Origin of the sequence: Saccharopolyspora hirsuta, assembly GCF_008630535.1 — a bacterium.
Lineage (GTDB): Bacteria > Actinomycetota > Actinomycetes > Mycobacteriales > Pseudonocardiaceae > Saccharopolyspora > Saccharopolyspora hirsuta.
The window spans coordinates 152,882-168,161 of sequence record NZ_VWPH01000007.1; the positions used below are offsets into that span (position 1 = coordinate 152,882).

The following is a 15,280-nucleotide window of genomic DNA, read 5'->3' on the forward strand; positions in this document are numbered from 1 at the left end:
GGACCGCCGCGCCGCCACCCGGACCGGTTCGCCCGGGTGGCGGTCAACTTCTCGCGGAATCGGTCACCTCCTGGTCAGCGGGCCTGGTGGACGGCGACGTTGAGGGTCGTCACGTTGACCACCCGCTCGGAGATCACCCCACCTGTGGTGCTCTCCGCGATCAGCCGCCGGACCTGGTCCAGCGGGAGCCCGGTGACGCGGGCCACGCGCGGTGCCTGCAGGTCCGCGTAGGCCGGGCTGATGTCCGGGTCCACACCGCTGGCCGATGCCGTCACGGCGTCGGCGGGGACCCGCTCCGGCGCCACACCCTCGCGGGCGGCGATCGCGGCGCGCCGCTCCTGCACCGCCGCCAGCAGCTCCTCGTTGGCCCCGCCGTGGTTGCTGCCGCCGGTGGTCGACGGGTCGCCGGGGCCCAGCGGCCCCTCGGCGGAGGCCGACGGGCGGGTGTGGAAGTACGGGTCGCGCGCCGGGTCGGCGGGGACCGGGTCGATGCCGATCCGCGACGACCCCACCACCCGGCCGTCCACCACCACCTGCGAGCCCTCGGCGTTGGCCTGCAGGGCGGGGATCCGGCTGATCCCCCAGATCGCCAGCGGGTACGCCACGCCCAGCGCGACGGTGGCCACCAGCAGCAGCCGCAGCCCGGCCAGGGTCTGCCGCAGCAGTGTGCTCTTCATCAGTGCCTCTCAAGGTGTTCCAGCGGGGTCGTGAGCGGCGGTGGCCGCAAGGGCCGCCATCGCCGCTCACGAGATCAGCAGGTCGATCAGCCAGATGCCCAGGAACGGCGTGGCGATGCCGCCCAGCCCGTACACCAGCAGGTTGCGGCGCAGCAGCGCGCTCGCGGTGGTCGGCCGGTAGCGGACCCCGCGCAGCGCCAAGGGGATCAGCGCCACGATGACCAGCGCGTTGAAGATCACTGCGGACAGGATCGCCGAGGTCGGCGTGGCCAGCCGCATCACGTTCAGCGCGTCCAGCTGCGGGTAGATCGCCACGAACATCGCGGGCAGGATCGCGAAGTACTTGGCCAGGTCGTTGGCGATGCTGAAGGTGGTCAGCGCGCCGCGGGTGATCAGCAGCTGCTTGCCGATCTCCACGATCTCGATCAGCTTGGTCGGGTCGGAGTCCAGGTCGACCATGTTCCCGGCCTCCTTGGCCGCCGCCGTGCCGGTGTTCATCGCCACCCCGACGTCGGCCTGGGCGAGCGCGGGCGCGTCGTTGGTGCCGTCGCCGGTCATCGCGACCAGCCGACCGCCCTCCTGCTCGGCCTTGATCAGCGCCATCTTGTCCTCGGGCTTGGCCTCGGCGAGGTAGTCGTCGACGCCCGCCTCGGCCGCGATGGCCTTCGCGGTGAGCTCGTTGTCGCCGGTGACCATCACGGTGCGGATGCCCATCGCGCGCAGCTCGGCGAACCGCTCCTTCATGCCCGGCTTGACCACATCGGACAGTCGGATCACGCCGACCACGCGGGTGGTTCCGCCGCTGCGCTCGGCGACGACCAGCGGGGTGCCGCCCTGCGCGGCGATCTGCTCGGTCAGCTGCACCACCTCGTCGGACACCCCACCGGCCCAGGCGCGGACCGCGCTGGTGGCGCCCTTGCGGATCTCGCGGCCGTCGATGTCGATGCCGCTCATCCGGGTCTGCGCGGTGAAAGCGACCTCCTCCGCCCGGAGTTCCGCGCCCTCCGCCCGCGTCGGCAGCCCGAACTGCTCGGCGCAGAACGCCACGATGCTGGTGCCCTCGGGCGTCTGGTCGGCGAGGCTGGACAGCCGCGCCACCTCGGCCAGCTCGGGCAGCGTCGCGCCGCCGACCGGCAGCAGCTCGGTGCACCGCCGGTTGCCGAAGGTGATCGTCCCGGTCTTGTCCAGCAGCAGGGTGTCCACGTCCCCGGCGGCCTCCACCGCGCGCCCGGACTTGGCGAGCACGTTGCGCTGCACCAGCCGGTCCATGCCCGCGATGCCGATCGCGGACAGCAGCGCGCCGATGGTGGTCGGGATCAGGCACACCAGCAGCGCGGTCAGCGTGATCACCGACAGCAGCGATCCGGAGTAACCGGCCATCGGCTGCAGCGCGACGACCGCGAGCAGGAAGATGATGGTCAGCGTGGACAGCAGGATCGTCAGCGCGATCTCGTTCGGCGTCTTCTGCCGCTGCGCGCCCTCGACCAGCGCGATCATCCGGTCCACGAAGGTCTCGCCGGGGGCGGCGGTGATCCGCACGACGATCCGGTCCGACAGCACCGCGGTCCCGGCGGTCACCGCCGAGCGGTCGCCGCCGGATTCCCGGATGACGGGGGCGGATTCGCCGGTGATGGCCGACTCGTCGACGGTCGCGATGCCCTCCACCACGTCGCCGTCGCCGGGGATGATCTCCCCCGCCTCGACCACCACGTGGTCGCCGATGCGCAGCGCGGTGCCGGGCACCCGCTCCTCGACGCCGTCGACCAGCCGCCGCGCGACGGCCTCGGTCTTGGTGCGCCGCAACGATTCCGCCTGCGCCCGGCCGCGGCCCTCGGCGACGGCTTCGGCGAGGTTGGCGAACAGCACGGTGAACCACAGCCAGGCGGCCACCGCGATGCTGAACACGTCGGGCTCGAACACGACGAGCACGGTGGTCAGCGCCGAACCGACCCACACCACGAGCATGACCGGGTTGGCCAGCTGGTGCTTCGGGTTCAGCTTGCGCAGCGCCTCGGGCAGCGAGGTCCACAGCTGGCGGGGGCTGAACGCGCCCGCGGCGAGCTTGCGCGGACCGGTCTGTTCCGCCTCTCCCTGGCCCGCCTCTCCGCGATTTTCAGTGGTGGTTGCGCCTGGAATCAAACTCATGTTTCGCGGTTTCTTGTGGCTGGGTTGCGTCACGGTCCCCTGAGGTGCGGTTGAGCAGGACTCCGGCTGAGGTGCGGTGGAGCAGGACTCCGGCTGAGGTGCGGTGGAGCAGGACTCCGGCTGAGGTGCGGTGGAGCAGGACTCCGGTTGGGACATGGGCTTCATGCGAGGGCCTCCGCGATCGGGCCGAGGGCGAGCGCGGGCAGGAAGGTCAGCGCCGCGACGAGGACAACGGTTCCGCCGAGCAGTCCGGCGAACAGCGGGCCGGTGGTGGGCAGCGTGCCCGCGGTGGCGGGAGCTCTGCGCTGCGCGGCCACCGAACCGGCCAGCATCAGCACCGCCAGGATCGGCACGAACCGGCCGAACAGCATCGCCAGGCCGAGCGCGACCTGGAAGAAGTCGCTGGTGACGGTCAACCCGGCGAAGGCGCTGCCGTTGTTGTTGCCCGCCGAGGCGAAGGCGTAGAGGACCTCCGAGAGCCCGTGCGCCCCGCTGTTGGCCATGGCGTCCGGTGTGGACGGCAGCGCCAGCGCGGTTCCGGCGCCGAGCAGCACCACCGTCGGCATGGCCAGGATCGAGATGGCCGCCGCGGTGACCTCCCGCCGCCCGAGCTTCTTGCCCAGGTACTCCGGGGTGCGCCCGACCATCAGCCCGGCCAGGAACACCGCGATCACGGCCAGCACCAGGATCCCGTACAGCCCGGCGCCGACACCGCCCGGCGCGACCTCGCCGAGCAGCATGTTCAGCAGCGGCACCAGTCCGCCGAGCCCGGTGTAGCTGTCGTGCATCGAGTTCACCGCGCCGGTGGAGGTCCCGGTGGTGGCGACCGCGAACAGCCCGGACAGGAACAGCCCGAAGCGCGCCTCCTTGCCCTCCAGCGCACCACCGGCGGCGAGCGCGGCCGGGCCGTTCGGGTGGGACTCGGCCCACCAGTTCACGGCCAGCATCACGGCCATGATCGCCACCATCACCGACAGCAGCACCCGGCCCTGGCGGCGGTCGCCGACGATCGTGCCGAAGGTGCGGGTCAGGGCCAGCGGGATCACCAGGATCAGGAAGATCTCCAGCAGGTTGCTGATGCCGCCGGGGTTGGCGAACGGGTGCGCCGAGTTGGCGTTGAGCACCCCGCCGCCGTTGGTGCCGAGCTCCTTGATGGCCTCCTGGCTGGCGATCGGCGCGGTGGCGATGGTGTGCGCCTGCCCGTCCAGCCCGACGACCTCGATGCCGGACGCGAGGCTCATGGCCCCGCCGAGCGCGACCAGCAGCACCGCCGCGGCCGCCGCGATCGGCAGCAGCACGCGGGTGCAGCCGCGGGTGATGTCCACCCAGACGTTGCCGATGCGGCCGGTGCCCGCGGCGGCGAAGCCGCGCACCAGCGCGATCGCGACCGCCATGCCCACCGCCGCCGACACGAAGTTCTGCACGGTCAGCCCGGCCATCTGCACGGTGTGCCCGAGGACCTCCTCCGGCACGTAGGACTGCCAGTTCGTGTTGGTCACGAAGCTGACCGCGGTGTTGAACGCCATCCCGGGCTCGACCGAACCGCGGCCGAAGCTCAGCGGCAGCCACGGCTGCACCCGCTGCAGCAGGTAGAGCAGGACGATGGACGCGAACGAGAAGCCGAGGACGCCCGCGGCGTAGGTGGTCCAGCGCTGGTGGGCGTCGCCGTCGACGCGCACCAGGCGGTAGACCGCCTTCTCCACGCGCCAGTGCTTCTCGCTGGTGTAGACGTGGGCCAGGTAGTCACCGAGGGGCCGGTAGACCACTCCGATGGCCAGGATCAGGAGGCCGACCTGGGTCAGGCCGACCAGCAGCGAACTCATCAGAACTTCTCCGGCCGAACCAGTGCGACGAACAGATAACCGATCAACAGCAGCGCCAACACGCCTCCGGCGACGTTGGCCAGCAATGCGCTCACAACCGCTCCAAACCGCGCAGTGTCAGGGCGAGCACGAGGAACCCGCCGATCAGCAACACGGCGTAGGCCAGATCAGCCACCGCTGCGCACTCCTCACTCGAACTCGGGCCGCCGGGTTCGGCGACCGCTCGGCTCCAGCGAAATCCCCGGCACCCGATCGGGTCGATACCCATGACGGCTCCTTGATGCCCCTCAGCAGCGCGTTGATGTGTTCTTGATGCACCGGTTTCGGCCGGTTCCTACCGCTGCGCACGGATTGTGAGTGGCCGACTTCACCCGGTCATCTGGTTTCATCGATGCAACGATCTAGTTAGCCTGAGTAAACACCGGTGCGCACCCGGGGACTCCACCCGCACGAAATCGCCAACACCGAAGGAGAACGGGCCATGTGCGGCATCTCCGGCTGGATCGACTTCCAGCGCGACCTCACCCGCGAGCAACTCGCGATCGACGCGATGTGCGACACCATGTCCTGCCGCGGACCCGACGCCCGCGGCACGTGGGTGGCCCCGCACGCCGCGCTCGGCCACCGCCGGCTGGCCATCATCGACCTCCCCGGCGGCACCCAGCCGATGACCTCCCCCGACGGCGACGTGGTGATCGTCTACAGCGGTGAGGCCTACAACTTCACCGAGCTGCGCGACGAGCTGCGCCGCCGCGGCCACCAGTTCACCACCGACAGCGACACCGAGGTCGTCCTGCACGGCTACCTGGAGTGGGGGCCGCAGGTCGCCGAGCACCTCAACGGCATGTTCGCCTTCGCCGTCTGGGACACCCGCACCGAGCAGCTGCTGCTGGTCCGCGACCGGATGGGCATCAAGCCGCTGTACTACTACCCGACCGAGCAGGGCGTGCTGTTCGGCTCCGAGCCCAAGGCGATCCTGGCCAACCCGCTGGCCGAGAAGGTCGTCGACGCCGACGGGCTGCGCGAGCTGTTCGCCCCGGTCAAGACCCCGCGGCACGCGGTGTGGTCGGGCATGCGCGAGGTCGAGCCCGGCACCGTCGTCACCGTCGACCGCACCGGCCTGCGCGAGCACACCTACTGGCAGCTGCGCGCCACCGAGCACACCGACGACCAGGAGACCACCGTGCGGCGCGTGCGGGAGCTGCTGGACGACATCGTCGCGCGGCAGCTGATCTCCGACGTGCCGCGCTGCGTGCTGCTCTCCGGCGGCCTGGACTCCAGCGCCATCACCGCGCTGGCCGGTCTCGAGCTGCGCCGCAGCGGCGAGCAGGTGCGCAGCTTCGCGGTGGACTTCCTCGGGCAGGCGGAGAACTTCGTGCCCGACGAGCTGCGCGCCACCCCGGACACGCCCTACGTGCACGACGTGGCCGAGCACGTCGGCTCGCTGCACCAGGACATCGTGCTCGACCCCGACGCGCTGGCCGACCCCGCTGTGCGGCGCGCCGCCGTGCAGGCACGCGACCTGCCGATGGGGCTGGGCGACATGGACCAGTCGCTCTACCTGCTGTTCAAGTCGATCCGCGAGCACTCCACGGTGGCCTTGTCCGGCGAGTCCGCCGACGAGGTCTTCGGCGGCTACAAGTGGTTCCACGACCCGGCGGTGCGCGAGGCCGACACCTTCCCGTGGTTCGCCGCGGTGCGCACCCAGCAGGGCCAGCAGGCGAGCGTGCTCGCCCCGCACGTGACCGAGGCGCTGGACCTGGAGTCCTTCGTCGCCGACAGCTACCGCACCGCGATCGCCGCGGTGCCGACGCTGGACGGCGAGAGCGGCCTCGAACGGCGGATGCGCGAGATCAGCCACCTGCACCTGACCCGGTTCGTCCGGGTCCTGCTGGACCGCAAGGACCGGATGAGCATGGCGGTCGGCCTGGAGGTCCGGGTCCCGTTCTGCGACCACCGCCTGGTCGAGTACGTCTTCAACGCGCCCTGGTCGTTGAAGACCTTCGACGGCCGGGAGAAGAGCCTCCTGCGCCACGCCGCCGCGGACGCGCTGCCGAAGTCGGTGGTGGAGCGGGTGAAGAGCCCCTATCCGTCCACTCAGGACCCGAAGTACGCGGCGGTCCTGCAGGGCCAGGTGGCCGACCTGGCCGCCACCGGCAACGAGGCGCTGTCCCTGCTGGACGGCGGGTGGCTGCGCGAGGCCCTCGCGAAGGACCCGGCGAACATCGACACGCCGACGCGCTACGCCTTCGAGCGCGCCCTCGACCTGGCGACCTGGTTCGACATCCACCACCCGACGATCAAGCTCTGATCGGGTCGGGGTGCGCGACCTCGGGTGGGGTCGCGCACCCCGGGTCGGGGGTTGGCCTTGGGATCGGTGGTGCTGGGGTTGGCCTTGCGATGGGATGGTGCGGTGGACGGCCGAAACCGGGCCACCGCCGGGGGATCAGCGGTGGTACCGGGTGGGGTTGGTGGGGAGAGGTGCGGTTGCGTGGGGGGTTGGGTTTGGGTTCAAAGCGGTGGGTGGTTGCTTTGCGCGGTGTGGCAATTTCAATCGAAATTGCCACCGTTCTCGACGGAACCTGCGGTGGCGAGGTGAGGCAATTTCAATCGAAGTTGCGGACGTCACCACCAGGGGGTCGGTCGGGGTCAGGGGGGAGGAGGAGGCTGAAGGTGCTGCCTCCTTGGGGGTTTGTTCGGAGTTCTACTCGGCCGTGGTGGGCCTCTGCGAGGGCTGCTGCGATGGCCAGGCCTAGGCCTGTTCCTCCGGACTTGCGGGTGCGGCCGTCGTCCGCTCGGTAGAAGCGGTCGAAGATGCGGGGTGCGTGTTCGGGGGCTATGCCCGGGCCGGTGTCGGCGACCGACACCACCGCGACCGGGCTCCCCGGCGGCAGTTCCGCGCCCGCCGACGCGAGCGCTCCCCCGCTGACCGTGCCGTGGGCGACCTCGACGGTGATCGGCGAGCCGGGCGTGCTGTGCAGGAGCGCGTTGCTCACCAGGTTCGTCAGCACCTGGCGGAGGCGCGGGCCGTCGCCCAGCACTCGCAGCTGCTCCGGTCCTCGCTCGGTGATCTGCCGGTCCGGGGCGCGTGCTCGGCCGTCCGCGACGACGTCCTGCACCAGGGGCACCAGGTCGAGCTCCACCAGGTCCACTGTGCGCTCGCGGTCCAGTCGCGCCAGCAGCAGCATGTCCTCGACCAGGCCGCCCATGCGCACCGACTCGGATTCGATGCGGCGCATCATCGTCCGCACGTCCTCCGGCCGGTGCTGGTCGCTGCGCCGGTACAGCTCGGCGAAGCCGCGGATCGACGTCAGCGGCGTGCGCAGCTCGTGCGAGGCGTCCGCGACGAACCGCCGCAACCGCTGCTCCGACTGCTCACGCTGCTGCAGCGCGTCCACCAGCCGACCGAGCATCGTGTTCAGCGCCGAGCCGAGGCGACCGGTCTCCGTCCGCGGGTCCTGGTCCGGCACGCGCCGATCCAGCTGCCCGGCCGCGATGGCGTCGGCGGTGCGCTCGATGCGGTTCAGCGGCCGCAGGCTCAGGCGCACCGTCACCGCGGCGGCCGCCGCCAGCACGACCAGCACGACACCGCCCACCACCAGCTCGATGACCACCAGCTGCCGCACCGTCGCGTCCACCCCGGCCAGCGACAGGGCGAGCACGGCGAGGCGCCCGTTGGGCAGCGCGACGGTCCGCACCCGCCAGTCCGCGCCGCCCGCCCGGTCCGGCACCGTGCCGACCTCGGGGCCGCGCTCCGGGTCCACCAGCAGCGGCCCGCCGACGTCCCCCTCCGGGCTCCCGATCACGCCGCCGAGCTGGCCCCGACCGGGGTCGAACACCAGCACCCGGAAGTCGGTGGGCAGCTCCCCCCGGCCCCGCCCGGGCTCCGGCGGGGCGCGCGTCGGGTCCGGCGGCGGCAGCGCGCCGTGCTCCCACGGCCCGGCCAGCTCGGCCAGCCGGTCGTCGGTGCGGTTGATCAGCGACCTGCTCAGCAGGGCCGTGCTGGTCAGCCCCATCGCCAGCAGGCCGATCACCAGCGCGCTGAGCAGCACGAGGACCAGCCGCCCGCGCAACGTGCGGAAGATCCTCATCGGTGCTCCGGCGGCAGCCGCAGCACGTACCCGACGCCGCGGATGGTGTGGATCAGCGCGGGCGCGGTCGAGTCGACCTTGCGCCGCAGGTAGCTGATGTAGGACTCGACGATCCGGCTGTCCCCGCCGAACTCGTAGTTCCACACCCGGTCCAGGATCTGCACCTTGCTGACCACCTTCTCGGCGTTGATCAGCAGGTAGCGCAGCAGCTTGAACTCGGTCGGCGACAGGGTGATCAGCCGCCCGCCGCGGCGCACCTCGTAGCTCTCCTCGTCCAGCTCCAGGTCGTGGTAGCGCAGCGTCGAGTCGTCGGCCCGCGCGGGCCGCACCCGCCGCAGGATCGCGCGCAGCCGCAGCACCACCTCGTCCAGGCTGAACGGCTTGGTCACGTAGTCGTCGCCGCCAGCGGTGAGCCCCGCGATGCGGTCCTCGACGGCGTCCCGCGCGGTCAGGAACAGCACCGGAACGGTGTCCCCGCCCGCGCGCAGCTCGGCGGCCACCGAGAACCCGTCCCGGTCCGGCAGCATCACGTCCAGCACGACGATGTCCGGCCGGAACTCGGCCGCGGCGCGCAACGCATCCGCCCCGGTACCGGCACCGCGCACCTCGAACCCGCTCAACCGCAGCGCGGCGGTGAGCAGCTCCAGGATGTTCGGCTCGTCGTCGACGACCAGCACCCGAGCTCCACCCGAATCGACCACGCCAACCAGCCTCCCCGGCCAACCTGGGAAAAACCTGGACGTCCCCTGGGAATCACACCCCGAACCAACCGCCGACGCGGCGGGCGCGCAATTCCGCGCGCAATCGCCACCCTCTTTCCTCAGGTGGTGGCCCGTGAGCACTTTGTGGGGCCCTGACCCCACAAAGTGCTCACGGAGCTCAGCGGCACACGTACAGCTCGAGGCCGCTGTCCGCCGAGCCTCCCCACACCGCCGGGTCGACCGGGGTGCAGTTCTGCTTCACCCACTCCTCGCGGTCGCTGCTCGCTTGACCGCCAGGGCCGCCCATGATCGCCGCAGCGTCCGGCAGGTCGGCGTTGCCAGGTGGGCGCATGCCACCCGGGCCACCGCCTCCGAGCAGGACGAAACCGAGCTGGCCGGACTGCTTCCACCCGGTCAGCTGGGCCACCGACGGTGCGTCGTCGCTGCCGCTGAAGCCGCCCATGCCGACCACGGTCAGATCGGAGTTGATGATGTAGGACGACGCACCCATCGACCCGCCGTCCACCGCGAGCGGCACCTCCAGGTCACCGGCCTGCGCCCGCACGTAGTCGAGCAGCTTCTGCTGCTCCGCGCTGAGCGACTCGCCGCCCGGACCGCCCATCCGAACCCGCCGCCCGTCGGACTCCGGCGCGGTCCCCGGCTCCTGCGCACCGTCGTCCATTCCGGGCGGCTGCGCACCGCCGGGACCACCCGGCCCCCGGCCGCCGGGACCACCCATGCTGTTCTCCGGCCCGGCCATCGGGTTCGCCCCGCCCATGCCGGATTGGCCGCTGACCGCGGCGATCGCCGACCACGCCGTCGGCACCAGCAGGACCGCGGCCAGCCCCAGCGCCAGGCCGGACTTCGCCAGCGCCGCGCCGCCGCGCCGACCGATCAGCAGCACGACGAACGCGACGACGCCCAAGCCGACCGCGGCGTACCCGGCCCACGCGTGCCAGCTCAGATCGCGGGCCACCACGGCCATCGCCCACGCCACCGTGATCGCGACACCGATCGGCAGCAGCAGCCACGCCCTGCCCCGAGGTTGCCGGTACCAGCGCCAGAGCTGCACCGCACCGGCCCCGACCACCGCGCCGACCGCGGGTGCGAGCATCGTCGTGTAGTAGGGGTGCATGATGCCCTGCGCGAAGCTGAACATCAGGCCGATGACCACCAGCCAACCGCCCCACAGCACCCAACCGGCGGTCCGCCCGCGCTCCGGCGGACGGCCGCCCCGCCAGCCCCGGACCCCGGCCACCAGCACCGCGACCAGCACCAACGCGCACAGCGGCAGCAGCCAGCTGATCTGCCCGGCGAGCTGGTCGTTGAACAACCGCAGGATCCCGGACGAACCGGAGAAACCACCGCTCCCGCCAGGACCACCGCCGGGGCCACCACCGCCGCCGGGGCCGTTCTCCCCGAAGATCCGGCCGAACCCGTTGTAGCCGAAGATCAGGTCCCAGGCCGACCCGTCCTCGCTGCCCCCGATGTAGGGCTTGGGCGACGGCCACAGCGCGGTCGCCACGACCCACCAGAACGAGCTGACGACCAGCACCGCGGCCGCTGCGCCGAGGTCCAGCAGGCGCCGCCCCCAGCCCGCGCGGCTGCCGACCAGGTAGGCGGCGATGAACGCGGGCAGCACCATCCACGCCTGCAGCATCTTGGTCAGGAAGCCGCAACCGACCAGGAACGCGGCCAGCACGACCCATCCCGTCGCCCGGCGCTGGCCGAACGCCCGGGTCATCGCGTACGCCGCGGCCACGACCAGCAGCACCAGCAGCGTGTCCGGGTTGTTGTCGCGGTTGATCACCACCGTGATCGGGGTCAGGGCCAGCACCAGCGCGGCCAGCAGCGCGGCGTTCTCCCCCGCCCACCGCCGAACCGCGCGGTGCAGCAGGAAGACCGCCGCCACCCCGGCCACGACCTGCGGGAACAGCACGGCGAACTGGTTGAACCCGAACACCTCCACCGACAGCACCTGCAACCACAACGCCATCGGCGGCTTGTCGACGGTGACCACACCGGCGGCGTCGAAGGAGCCGAAGAAGAAGTTCTCGAAGCTCTGCGACATCGACTTCACGGCCGCGGAGTAGTACGAGTTCCCCCACGAGCTCCCGATTCCCCAGCAGTACAGCAGCCCGGCCAGCACGCACACCGCGGCGAGCGAGAGCCGCTGCCACGGCGCAGTCGCACGCGGCTCCACGCGGGCCGCATCCTCGACCGACGTCATCCCCGTTCCTCCCCCTCGGACACCGCCGCGGGCCGGAAGACCCAGGACCGCAGCAGCGCGAACCGCACGCCGGTACCGACCACCGACGACACCACGAGCACGAGAACTTCCAGCCACCGCGCCGGATCCGGCTGCCAGGCGTGCAACCCGAGCAGCGCACCGGAGGTCACCGCGTAGTAGACGGCGAACACGACCAACCCCTGCAGGTGCACCCGCCCGGACGAACCGGCCCGGTCGAGGAAGGTGAACCTGCGGTTGGCCTCGGTGTTCCACAGCGTGGTGACCGTCAGCGCCACCAGGTTGGCCAGCAGCGGCGGCCACCAGGTGCGCAGCACCGCGTACAGCACGGATGTGACCGCAGTGGACACCAATCCGATGGCGCCGAACGAGACCAGCTGCCACAGCAGGCCGTTCTCCCGCTCCGCCAGCACCGCCTGCGGGTGCGCGGCGCGAGGCTCCGGTCGTCGCGGCAGGTCCGGAACCCGGGCCGCACCGGTGATCTTGGCGCGCGCCACCCGGATCAGGCCCGCGATGTCGTCAACAGCGGTCTTGACCACGTTGACCCGCGTGTCCACGTCCTCGACCCAGTCCACCGGCACCTCGTGCACCCGCAGGCCGTTGTGCTCGGCCAGCAGCAGGAGTTCGGTGTCGAAGAACCAGGAATCGTCCCGGACCGCGGACAGCAGCGGCTTGATCACGTCCGCGCGCGCCGCCTTGAACCCGCACTGCGCATCGGTGAACCGCGCACCGTGCGTCCAGCGGATCATCCTGTTGTAGCAGCGCGAGATCAGTTCCCGCTTGCCGCCGCGCACGGTCCGCGCCCCGGTCGCCAACCGCGACCCCACGGCCAGGTCGGAATGCCCGTTGACCAGCGGCGCGACCAGCGGCAGCAGCGCGTCGAGCCCGGTGGACAGGTCCACGTCCATGTAGACCACGACATCGGCGTCGCTGTACCCCCACGCGGTGCGCAAGGCCAGCCCGCGCCCCTTGCGGTCCAGGTGCAGCACCCGGACCCGGTCCATCGACGCGGCCAGCTCGTGCGCGACGCGCAGCGTCGCGTCGGTGCTGGCGTTGTCGACGACCGTGATGGTCCAGGGGAACGGAAAACCCTTGGCCAGGTGCTCACCGAGCACCTGCAGGCAACCGGGCAGCGAACGTTCCTCGTTGTGCACCGGGATCACGACGTCGACCGTCGCGGTCCGACGCGGCGCCCGGCTCCCGACGTCGAGCTGCGGCACGGCGCTCATCTCCCACCACCTCTCCTTCCGGCTTCGCGACCATGAAGCCGGACCGAGGTGCGAGCACCGTCGACATCACCTGGGAACCACCTGGGAACGCACCACCCCGCGCGCAGACCCCGGCAGCGTCACCTGAAACTGAGGTCCCCACGGCATGTCGCACCCCAACACACCGACGCCTGCTGGCAACTCCCGCAATTTCAATGGAAATCAGACATCCGATTTCCATGAGCCTTTTTCATCCTGCCCGTGGACCGCAGCTGCGAAGGGCGACCGGCACCGGTCGGCAGGTGTCGCATGCGCCGCAGGCGCATAACCCACCCTCGCAACTCGCACCGCCGCGGGTTCTCAGCGTTCGCCTGGCGAGGACGGCCCTGACGCCGTGTATCGGTCATACACAAGTCAGGGCACCCACAGCCAGGCGGGCGCTGAGGTTCCGCCACCCGCACCGCCACCCAGAACGAGGCTGGAAAAACCTCCATTGAACTTTCATCCAGGCTGCGGACAGCAGCTGCGAGGGGTGACCGGCACCGACCGGCAGGTGTCGCATGCGCATAGCCCGCCCTCGCAGCTCGCACCGCCGCGCAAAACGCGCCTGGAAACCCCGTGAATCGCGGTCAGAGGTGGGCGTTGCGGGGTTTCGGCTGGCAGACCGGGCAGGTGTAGGAGGAGCGGTTCATGAAGGCGTCGCGCCGGATCGAGGCGCCGCAGCGCGGGCACGGGCGGTCGAGCTGGCCGTACACCGCCAGCGACCGGTCGAAGTAGCCGGACTCGCCGTTGACGTTGACGTACAGGGCGTCGAACGAGGTGCCACCGGCGTGCAGCGCGTCCTGCATGACCTCGACCACGCCGTCGAAGAGCTCGCGGATCTTGGGCCGGGTCAGCGTCGCCGTGGGCCGCGCCCAGTGCAGCTTCGCGCGCCACAGCGCCTCGTCCGCGTAGATGTTGCCGATGCCGGACACCAGGCTCTGGTCCAGCAGCGCCCGCTTGATCCCGGTGCGCCGCGCCCGCAGCCGCTCCGCCAGCCGGTCCAGGTCGAAGGCCGGTTCCAGCGGATCGGGCGCGATGTGCTCGACCGGCTTCGGCAGTGCGATCCCGTCCACCTCGACCAGGTCGGCCAGGTGCAGGCCGCCGAACGTGCGCTGGTCGACGAACCGCAGCTCCGGGCCGCCGTCGGCGAACCGGAAGCGGACCCGCAGGTGCTTCTCGTCCGGGGCGTCGGCGGGCTGCACGAGCAGCTGCCCGCTCATCCCGAGGTGCACCACCAGCGCCTCACCGCCGGTGAGCTCAGCCGCGCTCCCGTCGCCGAGCTCCAGCCACAGGTACTTGCCGCGGCGCCGCGCCGCGCTCAGGACCCGACCGGCCAGGCGACCGGCGAGATCCTCCGGTCCCGGCACGTGGCGGCGCACCGCCCGCGGGTGCAGGACCTCGACGCCGGACACCGTCCGGCCGACCGCGTGTTCGGCGACACCGCGCCGGACGACCTCGACTTCAGGCAACTCGGGCACGAAAACATCTTCGACCACGCCCGCCGGTCGACGACAAGCGGCCCCGCGGAAGACCCGCGGGGCCGTGCACGTCTCGAGTTCTCAGCGATCGCCTGGCCGGGACAGCTCCGGGATGCCACGGCCAGGCGGACGCTGAGGTGCGCTGGAACGAGTGCCGCTCAGGCGGACGACTCGGCGCTCTCACCAGCCTGCTGGGACAGCTGGCGCCAAGCGGCCTCGGCGGCCTTCTGCTCGGCTTCCTTCTTGGTGCGACCGTCACCGCGACCGTAGGTCTGCCCGCCCACGGCCACGTAGGCGCTGAACTCCTTGCGGTGGTCCGGTCCCTGCTCCTCGACCCGGTACTCCGGAACGCCCAGGCTGGCCGACGCGGTCAGCTCCTGCAGGCTGGTCTTCCAGTCCAGGCCGGCGCCCCGCTGCGGCGCCTCGGCCAGCAGCGGCTCGAACAGCCGGTGCACCACGTCGCGCGCGACGTCGATGCCCTTGGCCAGGTACACCGCGCCGAGCACGGCCTCCAGGCCGTCCGCGAGGATGCTCGCCTTGTCCCGGCCCCCCGTGAGCTCCTCGCCCCTGCCCAACAGCAGGTATTCACCCAGGCCGCCCTCACCGAGACCGCGCGCGACACCGGCCAGCGCGTGCATGTTGACCACGCTGGCGCGCAGCTTCGCGAGCTGCCCCTCCGCGAGTTCCGGGTGGTCGTTGTACAGGCGATCGGTGATCACCAGTCCGAGCACCGCGTCACCCAGGAACTCCAGCCGCTCGTTCGGCGGCAGGCCACCGTTCTCGTACGCGTACGAGCGGTGGGTGAGAGCAAGGGTGAGCAGCTCGGCGTCGAGCTCGACGCCGAGCGCTGCCAACAGCGGAGCCCGG

At 71.4% G+C, this 15,280-nt stretch carries 12 protein-coding genes; 1 reads left to right on the forward strand and 11 read right to left on the reverse strand.

The genetic code is table 11. From position 1 onward, the window contains the following. Positions 1-74 precede the first annotated feature (74 nt). The 5 genes from F1721_RS16485 to F1721_RS34440 form a co-directional block, all read right to left on the reverse strand. Positions 75-677 (reverse strand): potassium-transporting ATPase subunit C, encoded by a 603-nt coding sequence (locus tag F1721_RS16485; protein ID WP_150067587.1) that lies wholly within the window; start codon positions 675-677, stop codon positions 75-77. Positions 678-743: 66 nt separating this feature from the next. Then, positions 744-2,822, reverse strand: a complete 2,079-nt coding sequence (gene kdpB, locus F1721_RS16490; protein WP_246155035.1) for a potassium-transporting ATPase subunit KdpB — start codon at positions 2,820-2,822, stop codon at positions 744-746. Between the two features lie 161 nt (positions 2,823-2,983). Beyond that, positions 2,984-4,645, reverse strand: a complete 1,662-nt coding sequence (gene kdpA, locus F1721_RS16495) for a potassium-transporting ATPase subunit KdpA (protein ID WP_150067588.1) — start codon at positions 4,643-4,645, stop codon at positions 2,984-2,986. Then, positions 4,645-4,740 carry a K(+)-transporting ATPase subunit F gene (gene kdpF / locus F1721_RS16500; RefSeq protein WP_093146669.1) on the reverse strand — a complete coding sequence of 32 codons (96 nt, stop codon included), beginning with the start codon at positions 4,738-4,740 and terminating at the stop codon, positions 4,645-4,647. Before kdpF ends, kdpA begins: the two co-directional genes overlap by 1 nt. Beyond that, a complete protein-coding gene (locus F1721_RS34440; protein WP_170301501.1) occupies positions 4,737-4,913 on the reverse strand; it encodes a hypothetical protein in 177 nt (58 codons plus the stop codon). Before F1721_RS34440 ends, kdpF begins: the two co-directional genes overlap by 4 nt. A gap of 213 nt (positions 4,914-5,126) precedes the next feature. Between F1721_RS34440 and asnB the strand changes: the two genes are divergently transcribed. Continuing rightward, a complete protein-coding gene (asnB, locus tag F1721_RS16505) occupies positions 5,127-6,956 on the forward strand; it encodes an asparagine synthase (glutamine-hydrolyzing) (protein ID WP_150067589.1) in 1,830 nt (609 codons plus the stop codon). A gap of 295 nt (positions 6,957-7,251) precedes the next feature. Here asnB and F1721_RS16510 read toward each other — a convergent pair whose 3' ends face one another. The 6 genes from F1721_RS16510 to rnc all read right to left on the reverse strand — a co-directional run bounded on the left by F1721_RS16510 (position 7,252) and on the right by rnc (position 15,270). Next, positions 7,252-8,736: a sensor histidine kinase gene (locus F1721_RS16510; protein ID WP_150067590.1), complete on the reverse strand. Its 1,485-nt coding sequence runs from the start codon at positions 8,734-8,736 to the stop codon at positions 7,252-7,254. Further along, positions 8,733-9,437, reverse strand: a complete 705-nt coding sequence (locus F1721_RS16515; protein WP_170301509.1) for a response regulator transcription factor — start codon at positions 9,435-9,437, stop codon at positions 8,733-8,735. The genes F1721_RS16510 and F1721_RS16515 overlap by 4 nt, the downstream gene beginning before the upstream one ends. A 178-nt stretch (positions 9,438-9,615) precedes the next feature. Continuing rightward, on the reverse strand, positions 9,616-11,667 hold the full coding sequence (locus F1721_RS16520; protein ID WP_150067591.1) for an ArnT family glycosyltransferase: 2,052 nt from the start codon (positions 11,665-11,667) through the stop codon (positions 9,616-9,618). Next, positions 11,664-12,914, reverse strand: coding sequence for a bifunctional glycosyltransferase family 2/GtrA family protein (locus tag F1721_RS16525; RefSeq protein ID WP_150067592.1), 1,251 nt, complete (start codon positions 12,912-12,914; stop codon positions 11,664-11,666). Before F1721_RS16525 ends, F1721_RS16520 begins: the two co-directional genes overlap by 4 nt. Before the next feature lie 608 nt (positions 12,915-13,522). Then, the gene (gene mutM, locus F1721_RS16530) at positions 13,523-14,413 is read right to left on the reverse strand and encodes a bifunctional DNA-formamidopyrimidine glycosylase/DNA-(apurinic or apyrimidinic site) lyase (protein WP_150067593.1); all 891 of its coding nucleotides are present in this window, start codon (positions 14,411-14,413) and stop codon (positions 13,523-13,525) included. Between the two features lie 158 nt (positions 14,414-14,571). Further along, positions 14,572-15,270, reverse strand: coding sequence for a ribonuclease III (rnc, locus tag F1721_RS16535; RefSeq protein ID WP_246155105.1), 699 nt, complete (start codon positions 15,268-15,270; stop codon positions 14,572-14,574). Between the last annotated feature and the right edge of the window lie 10 nt (positions 15,271-15,280).